The sequence below is a fragment of the Vibrio gigantis genome (assembly GCF_024347515.1).
Classification (GTDB): domain Bacteria; phylum Pseudomonadota; class Gammaproteobacteria; order Enterobacterales; family Vibrionaceae; genus Vibrio; species Vibrio gigantis.
Genome location: NZ_AP025493.1, coordinates 1,841,205 through 1,858,299, shown reverse-complemented (window position 1 = coordinate 1,858,299; position 17,095 = coordinate 1,841,205). Strand labels below are relative to the sequence as shown.

Below are 17,095 nucleotides of genomic sequence, written 5' to 3'. Positions count from 1 at the left end.
ATAACGTTTATTTATCGATTCGAATGACCTATCTTACGCCCTATGAACCAGTACAACGATACTGGCATCTATTCTTAGGAGAAAGTGATGGAACAACAACGTCTAAAAGTTGCGATTATCGGTGCGGGACTGAATGGTTTAGCACTTGCATTGTCACTGCATAAATTTGGCATTAAAGCTCGAATATACGAGAAAGCAGAACAGCCGCGCGCTGACGGTACTGGCATCATCATGTGGCCAGAGGGCATGCAAGTCCTTGCGGCATTGGTGGGTGTCGATAAAGTAAAAGCCGCGTGTAACCAAGTCGATACCATCTCGACCTTAACGGCGGCTGGGTTTCCCATCAACACGCTCAATATGAGTGACTCGCCAAGCAAAGCCAACGCGCCTATTGGTTTGTTTCATCGCAGCCGCTTATACCAGCTGTTATTAAACGAATTAGGCGATGACTGCATTGCAACGAACCAACACTGCACAGTAAACCAAGACAGCGAGCAACCGCAGATACTCATCAATGGCGAACCTCTTGATGCAGACATCATTGTCGGTGCCGACGGTGTGTTCTCTCAAGTACGAAAATTTGTCGCGCCGGAAGTGTCTTTAAGACAACCGAACGTCTACTGCTGCCGCGGCGAGATTGATTTCAAAACACCTGAGATCAGCGATGATGAGTGTTATGTATTCGCAGGTGATAAATCTCGTATCGTAACCTATACCTACGACCGAGAAACCCAAGGTAAGTACTGGTTCGCAGCATGCGCTGTTAAAGAAGGTGAAACGCTTTCTAAGCAAACCGTGTTAGAGCAGTTCTCTCACTACCCTAGTTACTTACTGGATATGATCCGAGATACGCCAGAATCGAAGATCTTACCTTCTCCCCTTACTGATGTTGCGCCATTCGATACTTGGTATCGTGATAATGCGGTTTTACTTGGAGATTCATGTTGTGCTGTATTCCCAACTATGGGCATCGGTTTCAGCTTAGGTATCGAGAACGCTTATGTGCTAGCACAGAGTATTGCTTCTAACTTTGAGGGCACAGAACAAGCCTTCAAACGCTACCAACAGCGAGCTCAGCAACGTTCACACGAGCTGCAAAACATCACACACAGACTCAGTGAGCTCACTTACAAAGATGAGTTCAACCCAGTTGAAGTGGCAGAGCTTTACCAACAGTTTGCTATCGCGAATAGCCGCTCGCCTTTTTAATGGCTTGATTCGCTAGCAATAGTTTCTCTACTAGAAAAGCCGCAGTATTCACTGCGGCTTTTTAGGTTATTGGGGCTGCTCTCTAACTACACCAAATGCTGCAGCTTAAACAGACACTACAGTTTAAACATACGTGCACTGCGTGGTGGTAAGTTGAAGGTATGATAGCGAGAAGTCACGGTTTCTGTTGCGCTGCTTAATACGTCTTTGTATTGAACATGCCAATTGAACTCGTGTTGGTAGGTATCAACCGTCACGCCACGCGTTTCGCCACACTTGTTAATACCAACTACGCCTTCTTTGCCACGCTTGAACAACAACGTGCACTGGTCGCTCGAAATCATCGTCATTGTTTTGCCTTGCATCGCGTTATGGAAGCTCAACATGTTTTTCATTGTCGAGCTGTTCCACACATTGCCCCAACGACCGTTATCCTTGTCTTCAGAATCAGGAAGATCATCACTGTAAATCAACGGCGTGCCACCGTCTTTACCAAGGATATAAGCGTAAGCGAGTTGCTCATCTTGTGGGTCCATGATTTGATAACGGAAACCATCGTTGGTAGGAATATCATGCGTGATGGTAAAGGTAATTGCTCGGCTATCATCTAATGCTTGTCCGTAAGCTTGTGGATCATGCAGTTGGTTTAAACCGCCGCTCATAGAGAAGGCCGAACGAATCGAAGCAAACAGCGGGAAATCGTACGCAGAGTGATTGGTGTTGTTCAAATAAGGCGCTAAGAACGACTCATAGCCGCTGTTCCCTGCCCCACCACTAGTGATCACCTCACCAAACACGTGCATGTTCGCGGTGATTTCAGGTGTAAACACTTGGTCGATTTGGTATTGGCTCATGTGTTTCACCGCATCAATACGGAAACCCTTGATACCCATGTCTTTTAGCGCTTTTAGATATAAACGTTGCTGTGACACTACCCAGTTATTTGGATCGAGATCCGGAAGACCCACATCGCCGTCGGCACCACACAAACGCCAGTATTGAACATGACCCGGATCATTCCAGTCAGTAATACAGCCTGCCGCATGGAAATCGTTAGCTGAAACAAAACCCTGCGCTAAGTTGCCAAATAAAGTCTGGTCGGCATAGTAGCTTGAACGGCTGGCATAGTCGTTTAGCACTTCTGTGCCTGGGTAATCCAAGTCACTTCGCTTCCAGCTTTCATTCGCCATGTGGTTAAGTACAACATCCGCGTAAACATCAACACCGACACTTTTCAGCGCAGTTATCATTGCAGCTAAATCTTGTTTGTTCCCCAACGGAGAATCAATGGTACGTAGATCTTGTGGTTGATAACGCGCCCACCATTGGGTCCCACTAGATTTCATTGCCGGAGCAACCAGTACTTTCTTATAGCCCGCTTGAGCTATTTGGTTTGCATTGGCTGTCACGTCTGAATACTTCCAATTGAAAGCGTGCAAAATGGTGTCAGCGTAAGCCGCTGAACTAAAAGAGCAAAGCGCGAGCGTGGATATGAGTAGGGTATTTATTGGTTTCATAGAACATATCTCTCATTATAAATTCACAAGAATGATATGAGCGACAAATACAATTAAAACGACCGATAAATCAGAGTTGAATTAGCGTCACCTTCTGTTGATGTTGATTTTATAAAATTGAGCTATAGCCGATATTATGTGGGGCAAAATGTGATGTGCGTTTTATGGGGTCGCACAGATATGCGCAAAGAGTGGAAATGAGAATTAATTGAATCAAGTTGACGAGAACAAGACAAAGACTTTGGTCGGCTCTCCTAAACTAAGCTATGATTCCTTCTCCCTCTACCGATTGATATTTTTATGCCCTCTTTCTCTTTTTCAATGATCCCTGTTGGGGTTCGATTCATGATCCTTTCTGCTTTTGGATTCGCACTGATGTCAGCTTGTGTGAAATACATCAGCAACTACGGCATACCTGTATTTGAGATCGTTGCGGCAAGGGCGTTGGTGTCATTGATCATCAGCTACATCGATGTAAAACGAAAAGGCATTTCGATCTGGGGTAATAACAACCCTCTGTTGTTCGTTCGAGGCGCAGTCGGCACTGCTGCACTGATGTGTGTTTACTACGCTGTGACCACGCTACCGTTAGCAGAAGCGACCATTCTGCAGTACGTACACCCCGTATTTACCGCATTGCTTGGCGTGTTATTCCTCAAAGAACGTGTCCAAAAATCGACTATGATCTGTATTGCGTTCTGTCTAGCGGGATTATTAGTAATGGTACAACCAAGTATGAACAGCGGCGCAAGCAGCGAATTGCCTTTGTTCAGTATTATGGTGGCGTTATGTGGCGCGTTTGGTAGCTCAATCGCTTATGTGATTGTGAGAAAGCTGAGCCAGACGGAAGACAGCTCTGTCATCATCTTCTACTTCCCACTGGTTGCCCTGCCAATATCGACAGCCCTTATATGGAACGACTTTGTATGGCCAAGCCTATTCTTAACCGTGATGTTAGTGCTAGTCGGGATTTTCACACAGATAGGCCAATACGGTTTGACCAAAGCGATGCAGACTCAAGCGGCGGGTAAGGCTTCGGCTTACTCATACGTGCAGATCGTGTTCTCGGCACTGTTAGGCGTGTGGATCTTCAATGAGATCCCTTCAATATGGACATATCTTGGTGGTGGCCTGATTGTCACTGGTGCGCTCATTAACGTGTTTGGTAAACAGCTATTAGTACCGTTCAAGACTAAGTAGATAACCGAACGAAAAAGCAGTTAGCCAGCAGCTATTAAATAGATCTAAAAAGGGCATTGCGGAATATTCCACAATGCCCTTTTTGGTACTTTCTACCCAAAGGGTCTACTAGCTTGTAGCATTACGCAGTTTGGGATCATCGCTAAGGTATTCAACGAACTCGATTTCAAAGCCTGCCGGATCCACAAAGTAGACATTTTTACGGTAAGGTTCTTCAGCGCCGGGTTTAGCAATCGGGAAGCCCGCATCGATAAGGCGTTGAGTGACGCTTTCGATGTTATTGGTCACATAAGCGAAGTGCGCGAGGCCAACCGAATGCCCTGCTAAATTTCTATTTTCACCTTCGCCGTGATCACTCAATGCGATGTATTGGTACTCGTCACCAAAATGCAGCCAGTTGCGCGGCTTACCTGACCATTCACCCTTTCCTTCGTCACGAACATACCAATGAGGGAACGCCGCTTTATAGAAAGTCAGCATTTCTGGGATGTCTTTAACCACTAAATTCACATGTTCAAGTTGGATCATTCTTCTCTCCTTAAAGTATTCTCGTAAGCAACGTTGCATATCCTAATACCTCAAGTTAAGTTGAGGTAAAGCACTAATTTGCATTTATTTCGAGAACGTTTTTAGAGCCCAAATTGTTCTACTTTGACTACATACAAACTTTAAGTTTAGACGACTACTTCAGCTGTGACTTCTATTTGAACCAACTACAATCCGTATTTAATAGCTGTTTTACCAATCGATGCGCTACTTTCAATACGTTGGTGCGCCTCTTTCAGCGTATCTGCACTCAAACCATTCAGTGTCGTGGTTAGCGTAGATTTAATACGGCCCGCATCAATCAAGTTCGCAGTTTGGAACAAGATATCTTGCTGCTTCTGAATATCGTCGGTATTGAACAGCGAACGCGTAAACATGAGCTCCCAAATGAAGCCTACTGACTTACCTTGTAGTGCCGACAGGTCAATCTCGCTATCAAACTCAACAATCGAACTGATCATGCCTTGCGGTGCAATCAATTCTACCATCGCATCCCAGTGGCCTTTTGTGTCTGCGACATTAAAGATGTAATCCACATACCGGATACCTTGCTCACGCACTGATTCAACCAAGTTACGGTGATTCACGACGAGATCCGCCCCCATGTCTTTTACCCACTGTTCGGTTTCAGGTCTTGACGCTGTCGCAATAACATTAAGGTTGGTTAATTGCTTCGCTAGCTGAATAGTAATAGAGCCAACACCACCAGCACCGCCAATGATCAGGATAGATTTTTTCTCTTCAGGGCGAACACGCAGGCGATCAAATAACGCTTCCCACGCAGTGAGCGTTGCAAGCGGCATAACAACCGCGGCTTCATCCGTTAAGCTTTGTGGCGCTTTAGCTGTGATACGGTAGTCAACGGCTTGGTATTCTGCGTTGGCGCCCATGCGTGTCACGTCACCCGCATAGTACACACGATCGCCTAATTCGAAGCCTTCGACGTTTGTGCCTTTACCAACCACTTCCCCAACAGCGTCGTAGCCCAACACTTTTGGTTGCTCAAGCGTCTTATCTTTTGCATTGCGAATACGGATTTTCGCGTCTGCAGGGTTGATAGAAGTCGCACTCACTTTTACCAGTAAGTCATTCTCTTTTAATGCCGGCAGGCTTGTTTCGAATTCAAACAGGCTTTCTGGTTCTGTAATCGCTAGCGACTGAGTAAATCCGATGGCTTTCATTGTAGATGGTAGTGACATGATGCTTCTCCTTAAATTCGATAATTGAATCTTAGAGATTTCTCACTTTAGATAAACAGCCTAATGTTTGAATTATTATCAAATTATTTTTGATAATAAGGTGTATATACGCAAGCAAAATACTAAGATTAACCACAGCAAAATGGCCAAACTTATGGCGAATAGAGCAACCGACTCATGGCTCAGAACAGGGAAATGAAATGCTTCTTGAAGACTTACAAGTAATTTTAAAGGTAGCGGAGTTTCGAAGTATCACAGCAGCCGCCACTAACCTAGACATGCGCACAGCAACGGCAAGTGCGGCGGTGAAACGCGTTGAAGCGGCACTCGGCGCAGAGCTTTTCGTTAGAACCACTCGTCATCTTCGCCTCTCTCCCGCTGGAGAACGATATTTACCAGAGTGCGAACAAGCGTTGAAAATGTTGGACCAAGCGAAACTCAATATGCGCGAGGAGCTTGGTGTCATTGATGGCGAAATTCGAATCGCGCTTTCGTCAGATTTAGGGCGAAACCTTGTCATACCTTGGCTCGATGAGTTTCTATTTGATTACCCTCAAGCAACACTTCGAACGAGCATCAGCGATAGTAACATCGATTTTTATCGTGATTCTGTGGATATGGCGCTGCGTTATGGTTCACCGACTGATGCCAATATGTACGGCTTCAAAATATGTGATGTGCCGAGAATCTTATGTGCTTCACCTGAGTATCTCGCAGAAAAAGGCAGCCCAGACCATCCAAGTGATTTGGCCGAGCACAACGGACTGCTGTATCAACTTCATGACATGTTACAGGACGAGTGGGTATTTAACGACGGAACCCAAGACCACAAAGTAAAGCTCAAAGGAAATCGTGCATCCAATGACGCAGACCTAGTTAGACGATGGTGTGTTGCAGGAAAAGGCATCGCAATAAAGTCTTGTTTGGATATGTCGAGTCATTTGCTGTCTGGCGACGTAGTCAAAATCATGCCTAACTATGAGCCGACACCCACTGAACTGTGGTTGGTATGCCCAAGCCGTCAATCCATCACGCCAACCGTTCGTTTACTGAGAGATTTATTCCGTGAGAAAACGGCAGAGATCCTTTCCCAGCTAAATAAGCAAGGTGTCATCAGCAGCTAAGCATCTTAGTTCTGAATTACAAAACTGGATACAAAAAAGGCGCTAGCGAACAATTGTTCACGAGCGCCTTTTGCGAATGGCCTATCACCAAACATGGCAAACCGATTCGCTTACTTTAGAAGATACTTAGTTACTCTTCGATGATATCGCAATCAGCACAACACTGAAGCGCGACTTCATGTTCAAACTCAACAGTGTCTTTACCGTCTTCAAGCAGCTCTGCGATCTCGTCAGCAACTTCTTGCTCATCATCCGCCTCGACTTCACCTTCAAGTTCTTCTTCTGAATAACCAAAGAAGTTCAACAGCAAGTACTCGCGAGCTTCTTCTTTAGTGCAAGCAACATTCGCTGTCAGGTCAGGGGTAATCTCACCTTGTGCAAGTGTTTCTGTCAGTTGTGCTAGAACAACCTCTTTCATCGCTGGCGTTAACCAACCAAGATCTGTGCTTACTGTCGTTTTTTTGCAGTCAAAGCAAGGCAATTGGTGAAAGTAGTATTGAAACGTAGTCATAGGTAATATCTTCTTTAAATGTTGTATAGCGAGATTATGCGCGTTTTGTAGCAAAATACTATCCCAATCACAACCAAAGGCTGATTCAAGCTGAATATTTGTGCCAACTTAAGAGCAGCATGATGGCTGTAAATAAACTTAATCTTAGCGTAGATAAACCTGACATCATTATGACTGAATTTGCGAAGGGCTATTAGTCCCATTCGACCTGACATTATGATTGTGTAACCAGCAACAAAATAGCCCAATGCAGAGCCCCCAGAACGCACTACCGATACCTAATAAATTCGTACCCGAAGCAGTAAATAAGAACGTAAACAACGCTGGTTCTCTATAGTGGCTGTCTGCCATAGAAACCGTTAAACAGTTCATCAATGTAGGCATCACCGCTAACCCCGCAACAGCGATGACTACCGCCGAAGGAACAGCACTAAACAGCGACACAAATGACATCCCCATCACGCCAGCTAACAAGTAGAACATACCCATGGAGATTCCCGCCATATAACGCGTTTTTGGATCATCATCGGCATTGGGGCCCATACAGATCGCTCCGGTGATTGCGGCAAGGTTATACGCAAAGCCTCCCAGCGGTGCTAATAGTAATCCTGTAACACCTGTGGTAGTAATGATCTTCGAGGAGTCCACCTGATATCCGTTTGCTTTCAACACAGCAAACCCCGGTAAGTTCTGCGAAGCCATAGTCACGATAAACAGTGGAATGCCGACGCTGATCAACGAGAAGAATTCGAAATGAGGCACGATGAATACCGGCGTTGTTAACCCCACCGTGACCTGGCTGACATCAAGTTTGCCAAAACCAATACACATCACCAAAGCAATAACGAAGATACTGGGGATGAGTAAGTTTCCTAACCTCGATTTCGCCAAAATAAACACAGCAAGCATAACTGCTACTATCTGAATTTCTTCCATTAACGACGTAAACAAGCCCAAACCGAACTGCAATAAAATTCCCGCCAGCATGGCCGATGCAATCGATGTTGGGATCTGTTTCAGTACCCTTTCAAATATTCCGGCCATGCCAACTAGAGTGATTAATAACGAGCTAAACAAGAACACAGCAACCGCCTGATTCATTGTTAACCCTTCAAGAGAAGTAATTAACAATGCAGCTCCAGGTGTCGACCAAGCCGTCACCACTGGTTTCTTGTAGTAGAACGAGAGCAATATCGTGGTAACACCCATACCAATTCCCAATGCCCAGAACCATGACGCGACCTGTTCTTGAGTTGCTCCGGCACTCATCGCGGCTTGGTAAATGATCGCTGCAGCACTTGCATACCCGATGAATACAGCAATAAAACCCGTGCTGATGTGGGAAAATTTTAGCTCAGTCATGTTATTTTATTCCTATGTGCGTTATAACGTCCATAAGCTAAACCTAGCATTTGTGCGCTATAACGCACAAGCTATTTATGGACAAAATCTTGTAGAAAAAGTATGCAAACAGAAATTAAAGTCGGTACTAACTTGAAACGTCTACGCCAAGAAAAAGGCTGGAGCCTAGATAAAGCAGCAAAAGCGACAGGCGTAAGTAAAGCAATGTTAGGTCAAATTGAACGTGGGGAATCCAGTCCCACCGTCGCTAAGCTCTGGCAGATTGCATCCGGATTTGAAGTATCGTTTTCCAGTTTCATCACAGAAAGCTCCAACAATGAGCTGACGAGTTTATTCAGAGATGCAAAGGAGCTAAGGCGCGAGGAATATAACGTTGGTTTTTTCGTCAGCTTATTATTTCCTTTTGAGGAGGCACTAGGGTTTGAAATCTTCGAGCTAACCCTAGCACCTACCTATCAGCATGAATCCGAACCGCATAACACTGGCGTTACCGAGCACATCTTATGTATTTCAGGAGAGATGGCAGTGCTGTTTGATGGTGAGTGGCAGGCGTTACGAGCAGGACAAGCCGTTCGATTTAACGCTAACCAGAAACATGGCTATAAAAATATCGGTAAAGACAATGCCGTATTTCATAATGTGATTCACTACCCTAATAGCAAGCAATAGTGCTGAATTTGGCGATAACGTATCTTTTACTCTAACGGATGAGCTGTAGGCCACAAGCTAGTATTAACTTAGAACGACTATACGTTGACGACCATACTACCATCTTCTGCTTGATAGCGAGCCCATAGTTGAGAAAGGTTTTCTTTGTTTAGCTGTATCTCTTTTTCTTTAAGAAACGCTTCGTTGTGCAGCTTCGAATACGAGCGTTCAGCAAGGTCACAGCTAAATGTAACGATGGTTTTCCCTTTCCCCATTCTAGCCGCAGCATATAGCGCTCCTGCTACGTTCAACGAAGAACTGCTCCCTAGAAGAATCCCGTCTTGCTCTGCAACAAGTCGGGATATCGTAACCAAATCCTGATCGGGAAGCGTGATTGCACGATTGATTTTTGCCTGCCTGAAATTTTCAACCGTTCGCATGATCCCTATACCTTCCGTGAACGAGCTTCCCGTTGATTGATAGTGTCCATTACGTAAAAATGAATAAATGCCGGACCCATTTGGATCAACTAACCAAGTTTCGAGATTTGGTTGCTGCTCAGATAGGTAGTGTGAGTTTCCGGCAATGGTTCCGCCAGTCCCCACCACTGAAACTAGAGCATCAATATTGCCTTTTGTTTGCTGCCAGATCTCCGGTCCAGTATTCAAATAGTGTGCTCGATAATTACTGAGATTTTCGAACTGATCTGCCCACCAATAGTTCTCATTTTCGACACCAATCCGCTTAGCCGTATGGTAAAAATGTTCAGGATTAGCAAAAGGACAAGGGTCGACCAATAACAATTCAGCGTTATAAAGCGAGATCATACGCTCTTTCTCTTGTGCCTGCCCTTTTGGCATCACCACCAACATTTTGTAACCAAGGGATTTAGCTACCAGAGCAAGGCCGATGCCAGTATTTCCTGCGGTACCTTCAACGATTGTCATTCCTGGCTTCAGCTTACCTGCTTCTTCTGCATCCATAACGAGCTGAAGTGCTGCTCTATCTTTAATCGAACCACCCGGGTTTTGGTGTTCGCACTTAAGAAGAATCTCACAACCTGATATCTCTGAAAGACTGTTGATTCTAACAAGATCTGTATCGCCAATGAGTTCACTGAGATTGTTTGCAATGTGGAAAGATGACATCGCGACTCCATTTATTGGTTGAGAATGAGTTTGTTCATCGATTGGGTTGTCGATGATCATAAGCGTAGCTCTGAGCCCTGCTTAGTCAAGGAGTGCCTAAATTGAAAAGACTCTCATTTTCCAAATAGCAATTATAATTAGGGTGAACGGTTAAATTGAGGGTAGCAAAATGTTTCTAAAAGAGAAAAAGAGCGGTGACCTCGTAGATGTTACTGAAATGACCAAATTAACCAACTTATTTCAGGACAGTATCGAAGGTCGGTTTCAAGCTGGCGAGGAACAGCAAGACCCTGAGATGTTTAAAAAGTCCGAACTGATGTTTATGTCAGGAGAGGAGTTACCTCGATGCTGGACAGATCCAAACTACCGCTCAGGGACTAAATAATCAGCTATTTCGGAACACCTGGAAAGTTGTAATTAAAACGCTCTTCTAAAGGTGTTTGAGGATGGCCTTGTGGGCTATGCGGCCTACTTAAAGCTCGGATGCATCTTTACTAGACACAAAAAAGCGAGCCACTTAGGCTCGCTTTTCAATATCTGTCTTGCTTAGGCTTTGGCTTCGATTACAGAAGTTCTACCGACTGTTTAGCAACTAAAAGTCAAATGTTAGGCTGAAATCAATACTATTACGATCTGGTTCATCAACGTAATAGTTATATGAAACCGTTGGTTTGACCCCAAACACAGAGATCGTGACACCAGGGCTCAAGTAGTGAGAGTAACCGCCGTCTGTGTACCAACTAAATTGGCTAACGGTAAACTTTTCGTAGTGAGTCATTTGATGTGTATAAGAAAGTGAAAGGGATAACCAGTCATTCACTTCATAAAAGCTACCAAGAGTTTTGTCCAAGGAAATGCTTTCGGATCTTAAGTTCTTTGTCCAATCCTGATCTATATACTGGATGGTAAAGTCGGAGTAAAAAATAGCATCCTCCCAAGCAAAAGCGCTAAACACCCCTGAATTGTAAACCTCTACGTTATCTAAGTTACCACCAGCGGCAACAGTGACCTCATTGTAGATTAAATCAGCGAGAATGAAGGAGTAACCAATTCCTAATTCGCCAAAATGGTCACTATCGTATTGCCCGAATACACGCCAAGTCTCATTGAAGTTATGCGAACCATAGAGTGTATAGGTCAGTTCATTATTATTGCTCTGTTCGAGATAGTTCTGCTTGCTAATCGAGATATTAAAAGTGTCCCCCACGTAATCAACAACATCTTGCCAATCAGCTTGTACAGAAAAAGAGAAACAAATAAGTGCGAGCGAGTATAGTTTATTCATGTTGAAACCGTATTTAGATCTCAATCCATGAGAGCTGTTATTTATTGATAGCAATGATATAAGCAGTGAAATAATTGGAATATTGAGTAATACGAAAAAGCCTATTAAGACAAACTTAATAGGCTAAGAAAGGGGTGGACAATCCTTTGCCCTACATGAACTCTTTAGTTCAGATCTAAGTTACTCATATAAAAATCAGGCTACCTAGTGACAGCCTGTATTCTAATATCAAAAGTGATTGAGCTGTTACTTAGCTAATTTGTTCATAACTTTAGCTTTGATGTTTTGTAGCTTGGTACGGTCAATATTTTTTACTAGTTCTTTTGCACCTTTACCGCCATCAAACTCTGGCAAGATTGGACCATTACCTACAACTGGTAGGTGCTCTTTACCATTTAGGTAATCCTTCGTAACAACCTGTCCATTAATACGTAATTCAACAGCTTCACCCTCATGCATAATGACGCGAATATCATTACCTTCAGACCCATTTAAATAAATTGCATTGTTACCATCTTTGCCAAAGCCAACAATATCAACATGACGGGCGTCTTCACCGGCACCTGTAATGAAGCCTTTCAGGTATGTTGTACCGTTGATTTCTACCGTTTCTAACTTGGTCTCGCCCTCCCACTCAGGTAAAACCGGCTTATCTTTGATTGGACCATTATCCACCTCAGGTAGAATTGGGCTGTTGTCGATAACTGGTAAGCGATCTTTTCCATTTAGGTACTCTTTCGTAATTACCTGTCCATTAACACGTAATTCAGCAACTTCACCCTCATGCATAATGACGCGAACATCATTACCTTCAGACCCATTTAAGTAAATTGCATTGTTACCATCTTTACCAAAGCCAACAATATCAACATGACGGGCGTCTTCACCGGCACCTGTAATGAAGCCTTTCAGGTATGTTGTACCGTTGATTTCTACCGTTTCTAACTTGGTCTCGCCCTCCCACTCAGGTAAAACCGGCTTATCTTTGATTGGACCATTATCAGCTTCTGGAAGACCTGACGAATCATTTGACGACGAGCTAGAAGACCCACTTAGTACTGCAGCAGTTAAAGCAAGTGCACCACCACCAACTGCTTTCCACGCACTCGAATCATCTTGTTCGTATGCGACACCACTCTGCTCTGTGTGTGATCCAGTATCAACACTCTGGGCCATAACGTTGCTTGAAAATACTGTTGTAATTAGAGTTGCTAAAATTGTTTTATTCATGTTCATGTTCATGTTCATGTAATTAAGTCCGGTAAATATAATTAATTTCAAAATACTATTTGTTTTCGGACCATCCTTGGAAGCGATGAGTGAATATTAACGACTTCGGTTAACCATGAATATTCGCCAATATTTAACTGGATCTTAAGCTGTACTTAACAAGTAAAGCCGACGACAAAAAACACATCAATTCAACAACTTAAACAACACCAGAAAATAAAAACACAAAAAAAGGGCTAACACATGGCCAGCCCTTTCTATTTCTTGCTATTTATTTGATGAGAAGTTATTTCCCTTTCACTGTATACATATTATCTGCTTGTTCTTTTACTAATTCAGCATCAATAGGGAGATACATTCTTACAAGGAAATTACCGCCTTGCTCTACAGTTGCATTCCCCTTACCTAGCTGGCAATTGGTAGTGAATGAAAAAGAATTACCATTGTCTTTCATTTCTGTATGTGGAATATAAAAATCATTTTCATGAATCCAACCATCCGCACCATAAAAAGTCGCCGATAAATAGCCGTTATTTTTCCAATCTAAAGCTGGTTTTTCAATTGTCCAAGTTTGGCATTTATCTGAAGCCACTTGCAGTGGAACATATTGAGCGGTATCCATTGGTAAACCTCCCCAACCATATGCGGCAGCATAAACGTAGTTATGTTGATCAACGTCTGCTAGCGTTTTTCCGAAAGCGTTGTGTCCAGCGATAGGTTGCTCGCCAGTATTAACTTGGCGAACAAGCTCATCGCGAAAGGTAATGACCTCATCGGAATCAAAGCCTTTAGTAGAATATGGATGAGCCGAATTAGCTTTAAACTGAAGCTGACTTTGACGATTTTTTGTGTCTTCATAGTCGCCGTTGTCACGCGTTCTTGCCAGTAAGTAGACATATTCGCCTTGAATATCATCGGCGGTCACCTCAAGGGTTTCACCATTTTTTACGACTTGGTGAAAGAGATGATGCTCATCAATAATATGGATAATCTGAAATTCATCAGATTTCGGTACAGTAAACGTTGCACCTTTACTGACGTCAACGATAGCTATTGAGTAGACTACATCACGGTTAGAGCGAATGACTTGCTGATTATCAATGCTGACAGGGTCATCATGCATCCATGTGTTTACTCCCGCTTTTTCTTGCACACCACTAAAATACCAGTCTGATTCCGCGACGACGTAGTTTTCCATAGTGACAGGCGCGGCAATACAGCTGAATGCACTAATTAGAGATAGAGACAAAATCGATTTTTTCATATGTTAACTCGCTGATTCAAAGATTAATGTATGTTCCTGTTCAAAGCCCTTTCGAATCAGCAATATTACATATTGAACAATCGCTGATTCGTATTCCATTACATTTATCTACCACTGTAATTAAGCGATTGAACTTAGAATATTTGAATTTATTTAGCTTGCTGTTAAGCTGAACTTAATACGTCGATTGGTAGAGGAACACCAATGAGCAATGATAAGTTTAAAAATCTCGATCTAAATCTCCTCAAGTTATTTTCTGTTGTATATCAGCAACGTAACTTAAAAAAATCCTCGGAGTTGCTATTCATTTCTCCTCCAGCAGTCAGTCAAAACATAAATAAACTGCGAGATCATTTCGAGGATGAGTTATTCGTTAAAACTCCAAAAGGCTTTGATACCACGCCGTATGCTGACAGTCTTTTCTCGGCGCTATCCCCTGCTTTGACTCTGTTGTCCAATGCAGTTAATACACATGGAGAGTTTGAACCGAGTGAACTAGATGGCACCATTACTGTAGATATGGGCCAGCAGGTTATTCCTTGGCTCTCTCCGATGATGTTTACGGAGATCTCAGAACAGTGCCCCAACGTTACGTTTGCATCTCATAATATGACAACTGAAACCCCTTCAATGATGAAAACGGATCAAGTAGACCTTGCCGTTCAATTTCAGTTTTCTAATACAACGAAAGATATTTATGAGCTGCCTCTTGGCGAAGTAAATTTCGTTGCCGTGGTGAGAGAGGATCACCCTTTCAAGAAAGAAACCGCAACCATAGAGGAGCTTTTGGAGTACAACTTCGCCCTTGTTGAAATGCCATTTTTTAATACCTTCCATACCTCTCTTATTGAACAAGTTGTTGCGAAGAAAGAACTCGAGATAAATATTGTTCATAGAAGTACATCGGCAATCAGTATTCGCGAGATTGTGTTGAAAACAGACCTAGTCGTTCCGGCCCTAGAAAACTTTGTGAAACACTGTGGAGAAGGACTAAGAGCGATAAAAGTAACAAATGTAGAAGAGCTAACGACTTTACGGTTATGTGCCTATATCCATAAGAAAAACAGAAAGAGTCAGAAGCACTTGTGGTTGTATGAGATGATTAGGTCACTAGTCAATTCTTAAAAGCTGACGTGCGTGTTGCTAGCCAGCTTTACTATCAAGGCTTAAAACTGGTAATTGAACTCAATACGATGATCGCCATCCTCGTAGTTGGTATTTTCTGTCCAGTTTGCGAAATAACGAATGTTGGCTCTAGGCATTAATTGATAACCGATCGAAAACTCATGAGTCATGATAGAGTCGTCCTGTTGAAAACCGTAATCTTTATACGTTGCTGATCCCGAAATCGTACCCATATACATTGGGTTATAATTGAGCCAAACCTTTTCAGTAATTTGCATTTTGGCGTACATACCTGCCACATAAAAAGTGCCGTGTAGGTTATAACGGTCTCGAACTTGGTTTGCATCCAAATCACCACCTGTGGTTCCTGGCAACTCTTCTCCTGCAGCAATTCCTACCCCTGCGAGAGGATATAAATTGAACATCCCCATTTTAGGCAAAGCTTGAATAAAACTGTATGACGCTGAGCCTTGGTTATGGTAAAAATCCCAACTCACATCGACTTGCGCACCACGGCCATTGGTTAGATCAACACCAAAATTTCTAAATCGAAGCGAGTTAATACTGTCGTCGTTATCTCGATTGCTCCATCCCAGAGCTTCACCTGCAATACCTTTGATTTCGAGCACGTTCATGCCCATTGTAGTCTCTTTACCCGTATCATAGGTTTGGCCAAACTTGATGTTGAGACCTTTGTCTGTATAACCAAATCCCGCTTGTGTGTAGACAGCAAGAGGATCGGACATATCTTGCACTTCAGCCTCTTGAGCAAACGACAGCGGTACGATAGAAAGAACTGCTAAAGCGAATATAGGTCTGCACATAAACATTTGTAACCTCATAGAAAATTAAGGCTACGTCCTTGTAGCATGAAAAGTACGAGGACTATACGTAGAGAAAGAATTGGCGGAAATGTATAAAAACTTAATCAGATATTAAGCAGAGCTTCACATAAGCGAGTAACAGCCAAGAAATAATTCGATTCAAGCCGAGTCACAATTATGTGAAACCTGACCTACATATAAACAAAAAGCGAGCCACTTGGGCTCGCTTTTCAGTATTTGATTTTAAGCTAAATTACAGAAGTTCTACCGACTGTTGAGCAATCACGAACTCTTCATTGGTTGGGTTACTATTAGTATCGCATATACTAATAGGGATATGGAAATAAACTAGCCAACACTAACCTAGCTTGACAGTCACTTGAAAATGGTTTCCGCCGACAGCAGACTCTGAAGGGCTTACCTCGGTCTCTTCATGAGTTTATGCTCATTCACCTACCCGCTTTACTTAGCAGACGAATTTCAGTGCTCACTCTCATGATTTTATCCGCCATTTTCACTTGACCCAGAACGGTCTGATTAGCAGCACTGAATGCAGTAACCATATGGATAGAACCGCAGCGTTTATCTTTGTTATAGGTACCAAGAATCGTCTTGCCACCAATCGCTACAACATCGCCTTTGGTGACTTCATGGCAATCTTTCATCCACTTAGAGAAACACCGCTGAAACTTTATTGCCGAAATCATATTCACCACTCAAGCTATGGTGTCATTAAACAGGTACACCCTTTTCCAAAATCTTCAATATCTTCCCCCGTCAGCGCCTGCGAGAACCACTGTCACCATTACGAAAATGATATCGGTTAGCGAATGTTCAACTTTCCAAGTGTGGCGCGGGTCGCTGATAACTGAAATATGGTTCAAAAGGGTCAGCCCGTTCATA

Annotated in this window: 18 protein-coding genes; 6 read left to right on the top strand and 12 right to left on the bottom strand. The window is 43.2% G+C overall.

The window, feature by feature from the left end:
* The first annotated feature begins 87 nt into the window (after nt 1-87).
* The gene (locus OCV56_RS24265) at nt 88-1,209 is read left to right on the top strand and encodes an FAD-dependent monooxygenase (protein ID WP_086712143.1); all 1,122 of its coding nucleotides are present in this window, start codon (nt 88-90) and stop codon (nt 1,207-1,209) included.
* Between the two features lie 116 nt (nt 1,210-1,325).
* Here OCV56_RS24265 and OCV56_RS24260 read toward each other — a convergent pair whose 3' ends face one another.
* Complete coding sequence (locus OCV56_RS24260; RefSeq protein WP_086712144.1) at nt 1,326-2,726, bottom strand: alpha-amylase family protein; 1,401 nt, start codon at nt 2,724-2,726, stop codon at nt 1,326-1,328.
* 300 nt (nt 2,727-3,026) lie between these two features.
* On the opposite strand from OCV56_RS24260, the gene OCV56_RS24255 reads away from it, so the two are divergent.
* Nucleotides 3,027-3,926, top strand: a complete 900-nt coding sequence (locus OCV56_RS24255) for a DMT family transporter (RefSeq protein ID WP_086712145.1) — start codon at nt 3,027-3,029, stop codon at nt 3,924-3,926.
* A gap of 108 nt (nt 3,927-4,034) precedes the next feature.
* On the opposite strand, the gene OCV56_RS24250 is transcribed toward OCV56_RS24255, so the two are convergent.
* Both OCV56_RS24250 and OCV56_RS24245 read right to left on the bottom strand, forming a co-directional pair.
* Nucleotides 4,035-4,454 (bottom strand): VOC family protein, encoded by a 420-nt coding sequence (locus OCV56_RS24250; RefSeq protein ID WP_086712146.1) that lies wholly within the window; start codon nt 4,452-4,454, stop codon nt 4,035-4,037.
* A gap of 185 nt (nt 4,455-4,639) precedes the next feature.
* Complete coding sequence (locus OCV56_RS24245) at nt 4,640-5,671, bottom strand: zinc-binding alcohol dehydrogenase family protein (protein ID WP_086712147.1); 1,032 nt, start codon at nt 5,669-5,671, stop codon at nt 4,640-4,642.
* Nucleotides 5,672-5,871: 200 nt separating this feature from the next.
* On the opposite strand from OCV56_RS24245, the gene OCV56_RS24240 reads away from it, so the two are divergent.
* Nucleotides 5,872-6,795 (top strand): LysR family transcriptional regulator, encoded by a 924-nt coding sequence (locus tag OCV56_RS24240; RefSeq protein WP_086712148.1) that lies wholly within the window; start codon nt 5,872-5,874, stop codon nt 6,793-6,795.
* Between the two features lie 130 nt (nt 6,796-6,925).
* Here the strand turns inward: OCV56_RS24240 and OCV56_RS24235 are convergent, their stop codons facing one another.
* Nucleotides 6,926-7,306, bottom strand: coding sequence for a hypothetical protein (locus OCV56_RS24235; RefSeq protein WP_086712149.1), 381 nt, complete (start codon nt 7,304-7,306; stop codon nt 6,926-6,928).
* A 168-nt stretch (nt 7,307-7,474) separates the two neighbouring features.
* Nucleotides 7,475-8,668 carry a benzoate/H(+) symporter BenE family transporter gene (locus OCV56_RS24230; protein ID WP_086712150.1) on the bottom strand — a complete coding sequence of 398 codons (1,194 nt, stop codon included), beginning with the start codon at nt 8,666-8,668 and terminating at the stop codon, nt 7,475-7,477.
* Nucleotides 8,669-8,770: 102 nt separating this feature from the next.
* Between OCV56_RS24230 and OCV56_RS24225 the strand changes: the two genes are divergently transcribed.
* A complete protein-coding gene (locus tag OCV56_RS24225; RefSeq protein ID WP_086712151.1) occupies nt 8,771-9,337 on the top strand; it encodes a helix-turn-helix domain-containing protein in 567 nt (188 codons plus the stop codon).
* 77 nt (nt 9,338-9,414) lie between these two features.
* On the opposite strand, the gene OCV56_RS24220 is transcribed toward OCV56_RS24225, so the two are convergent.
* Nucleotides 9,415-10,464 (bottom strand): cysteine synthase A, encoded by a 1,050-nt coding sequence (locus OCV56_RS24220; protein ID WP_086712159.1) that lies wholly within the window; start codon nt 10,462-10,464, stop codon nt 9,415-9,417.
* Nucleotides 10,465-10,633: 169 nt separating this feature from the next.
* On the opposite strand from OCV56_RS24220, the gene OCV56_RS24215 reads away from it, so the two are divergent.
* Nucleotides 10,634-10,849, top strand: a complete 216-nt coding sequence (locus OCV56_RS24215) for a hypothetical protein (RefSeq protein ID WP_017067490.1) — start codon at nt 10,634-10,636, stop codon at nt 10,847-10,849.
* A 207-nt stretch (nt 10,850-11,056) separates the two neighbouring features.
* Here OCV56_RS24215 and OCV56_RS24210 read toward each other — a convergent pair whose 3' ends face one another.
* The 3 genes from OCV56_RS24210 to OCV56_RS24200 form a co-directional block, all read right to left on the bottom strand.
* Nucleotides 11,057-11,749, bottom strand: a complete 693-nt coding sequence (locus OCV56_RS24210; protein ID WP_086712152.1) for a hypothetical protein — start codon at nt 11,747-11,749, stop codon at nt 11,057-11,059.
* A 246-nt stretch (nt 11,750-11,995) separates the two neighbouring features.
* Entirely contained in the window at nt 11,996-12,979 is a 984-nt protein-coding gene (locus OCV56_RS24205) for a hypothetical protein (RefSeq protein WP_261901425.1), read from the bottom strand.
* Between the two features lie 286 nt (nt 12,980-13,265).
* The gene (locus OCV56_RS24200; RefSeq protein ID WP_086715053.1) at nt 13,266-14,243 is read right to left on the bottom strand and encodes a DUF1254 domain-containing protein; all 978 of its coding nucleotides are present in this window, start codon (nt 14,241-14,243) and stop codon (nt 13,266-13,268) included.
* A gap of 204 nt (nt 14,244-14,447) precedes the next feature.
* Between OCV56_RS24200 and OCV56_RS24195 the strand changes: the two genes are divergently transcribed.
* Nucleotides 14,448-15,368 (top strand): LysR family transcriptional regulator, encoded by a 921-nt coding sequence (locus OCV56_RS24195; protein ID WP_086715055.1) that lies wholly within the window; start codon nt 14,448-14,450, stop codon nt 15,366-15,368.
* 41 nt (nt 15,369-15,409) lie between these two features.
* On the opposite strand, the gene OCV56_RS24190 is transcribed toward OCV56_RS24195, so the two are convergent.
* The 3 genes from OCV56_RS24190 to OCV56_RS26180 form a co-directional block, all read right to left on the bottom strand.
* A complete protein-coding gene (locus tag OCV56_RS24190) occupies nt 15,410-16,198 on the bottom strand; it encodes a hypothetical protein (protein ID WP_086715057.1) in 789 nt (262 codons plus the stop codon).
* Between the two features lie 443 nt (nt 16,199-16,641).
* Nucleotides 16,642-16,899: a hypothetical protein gene (locus tag OCV56_RS24185; RefSeq protein WP_130200317.1), complete on the bottom strand. Its 258-nt coding sequence runs from the start codon at nt 16,897-16,899 to the stop codon at nt 16,642-16,644.
* Between the two features lie 54 nt (nt 16,900-16,953).
* Nucleotides 16,954-17,094, bottom strand: a complete 141-nt coding sequence (locus OCV56_RS26180) for a transposase family protein (protein ID WP_086715061.1) — start codon at nt 17,092-17,094, stop codon at nt 16,954-16,956.
* Nucleotide 17,095: the final 1 nt, after the last annotated feature.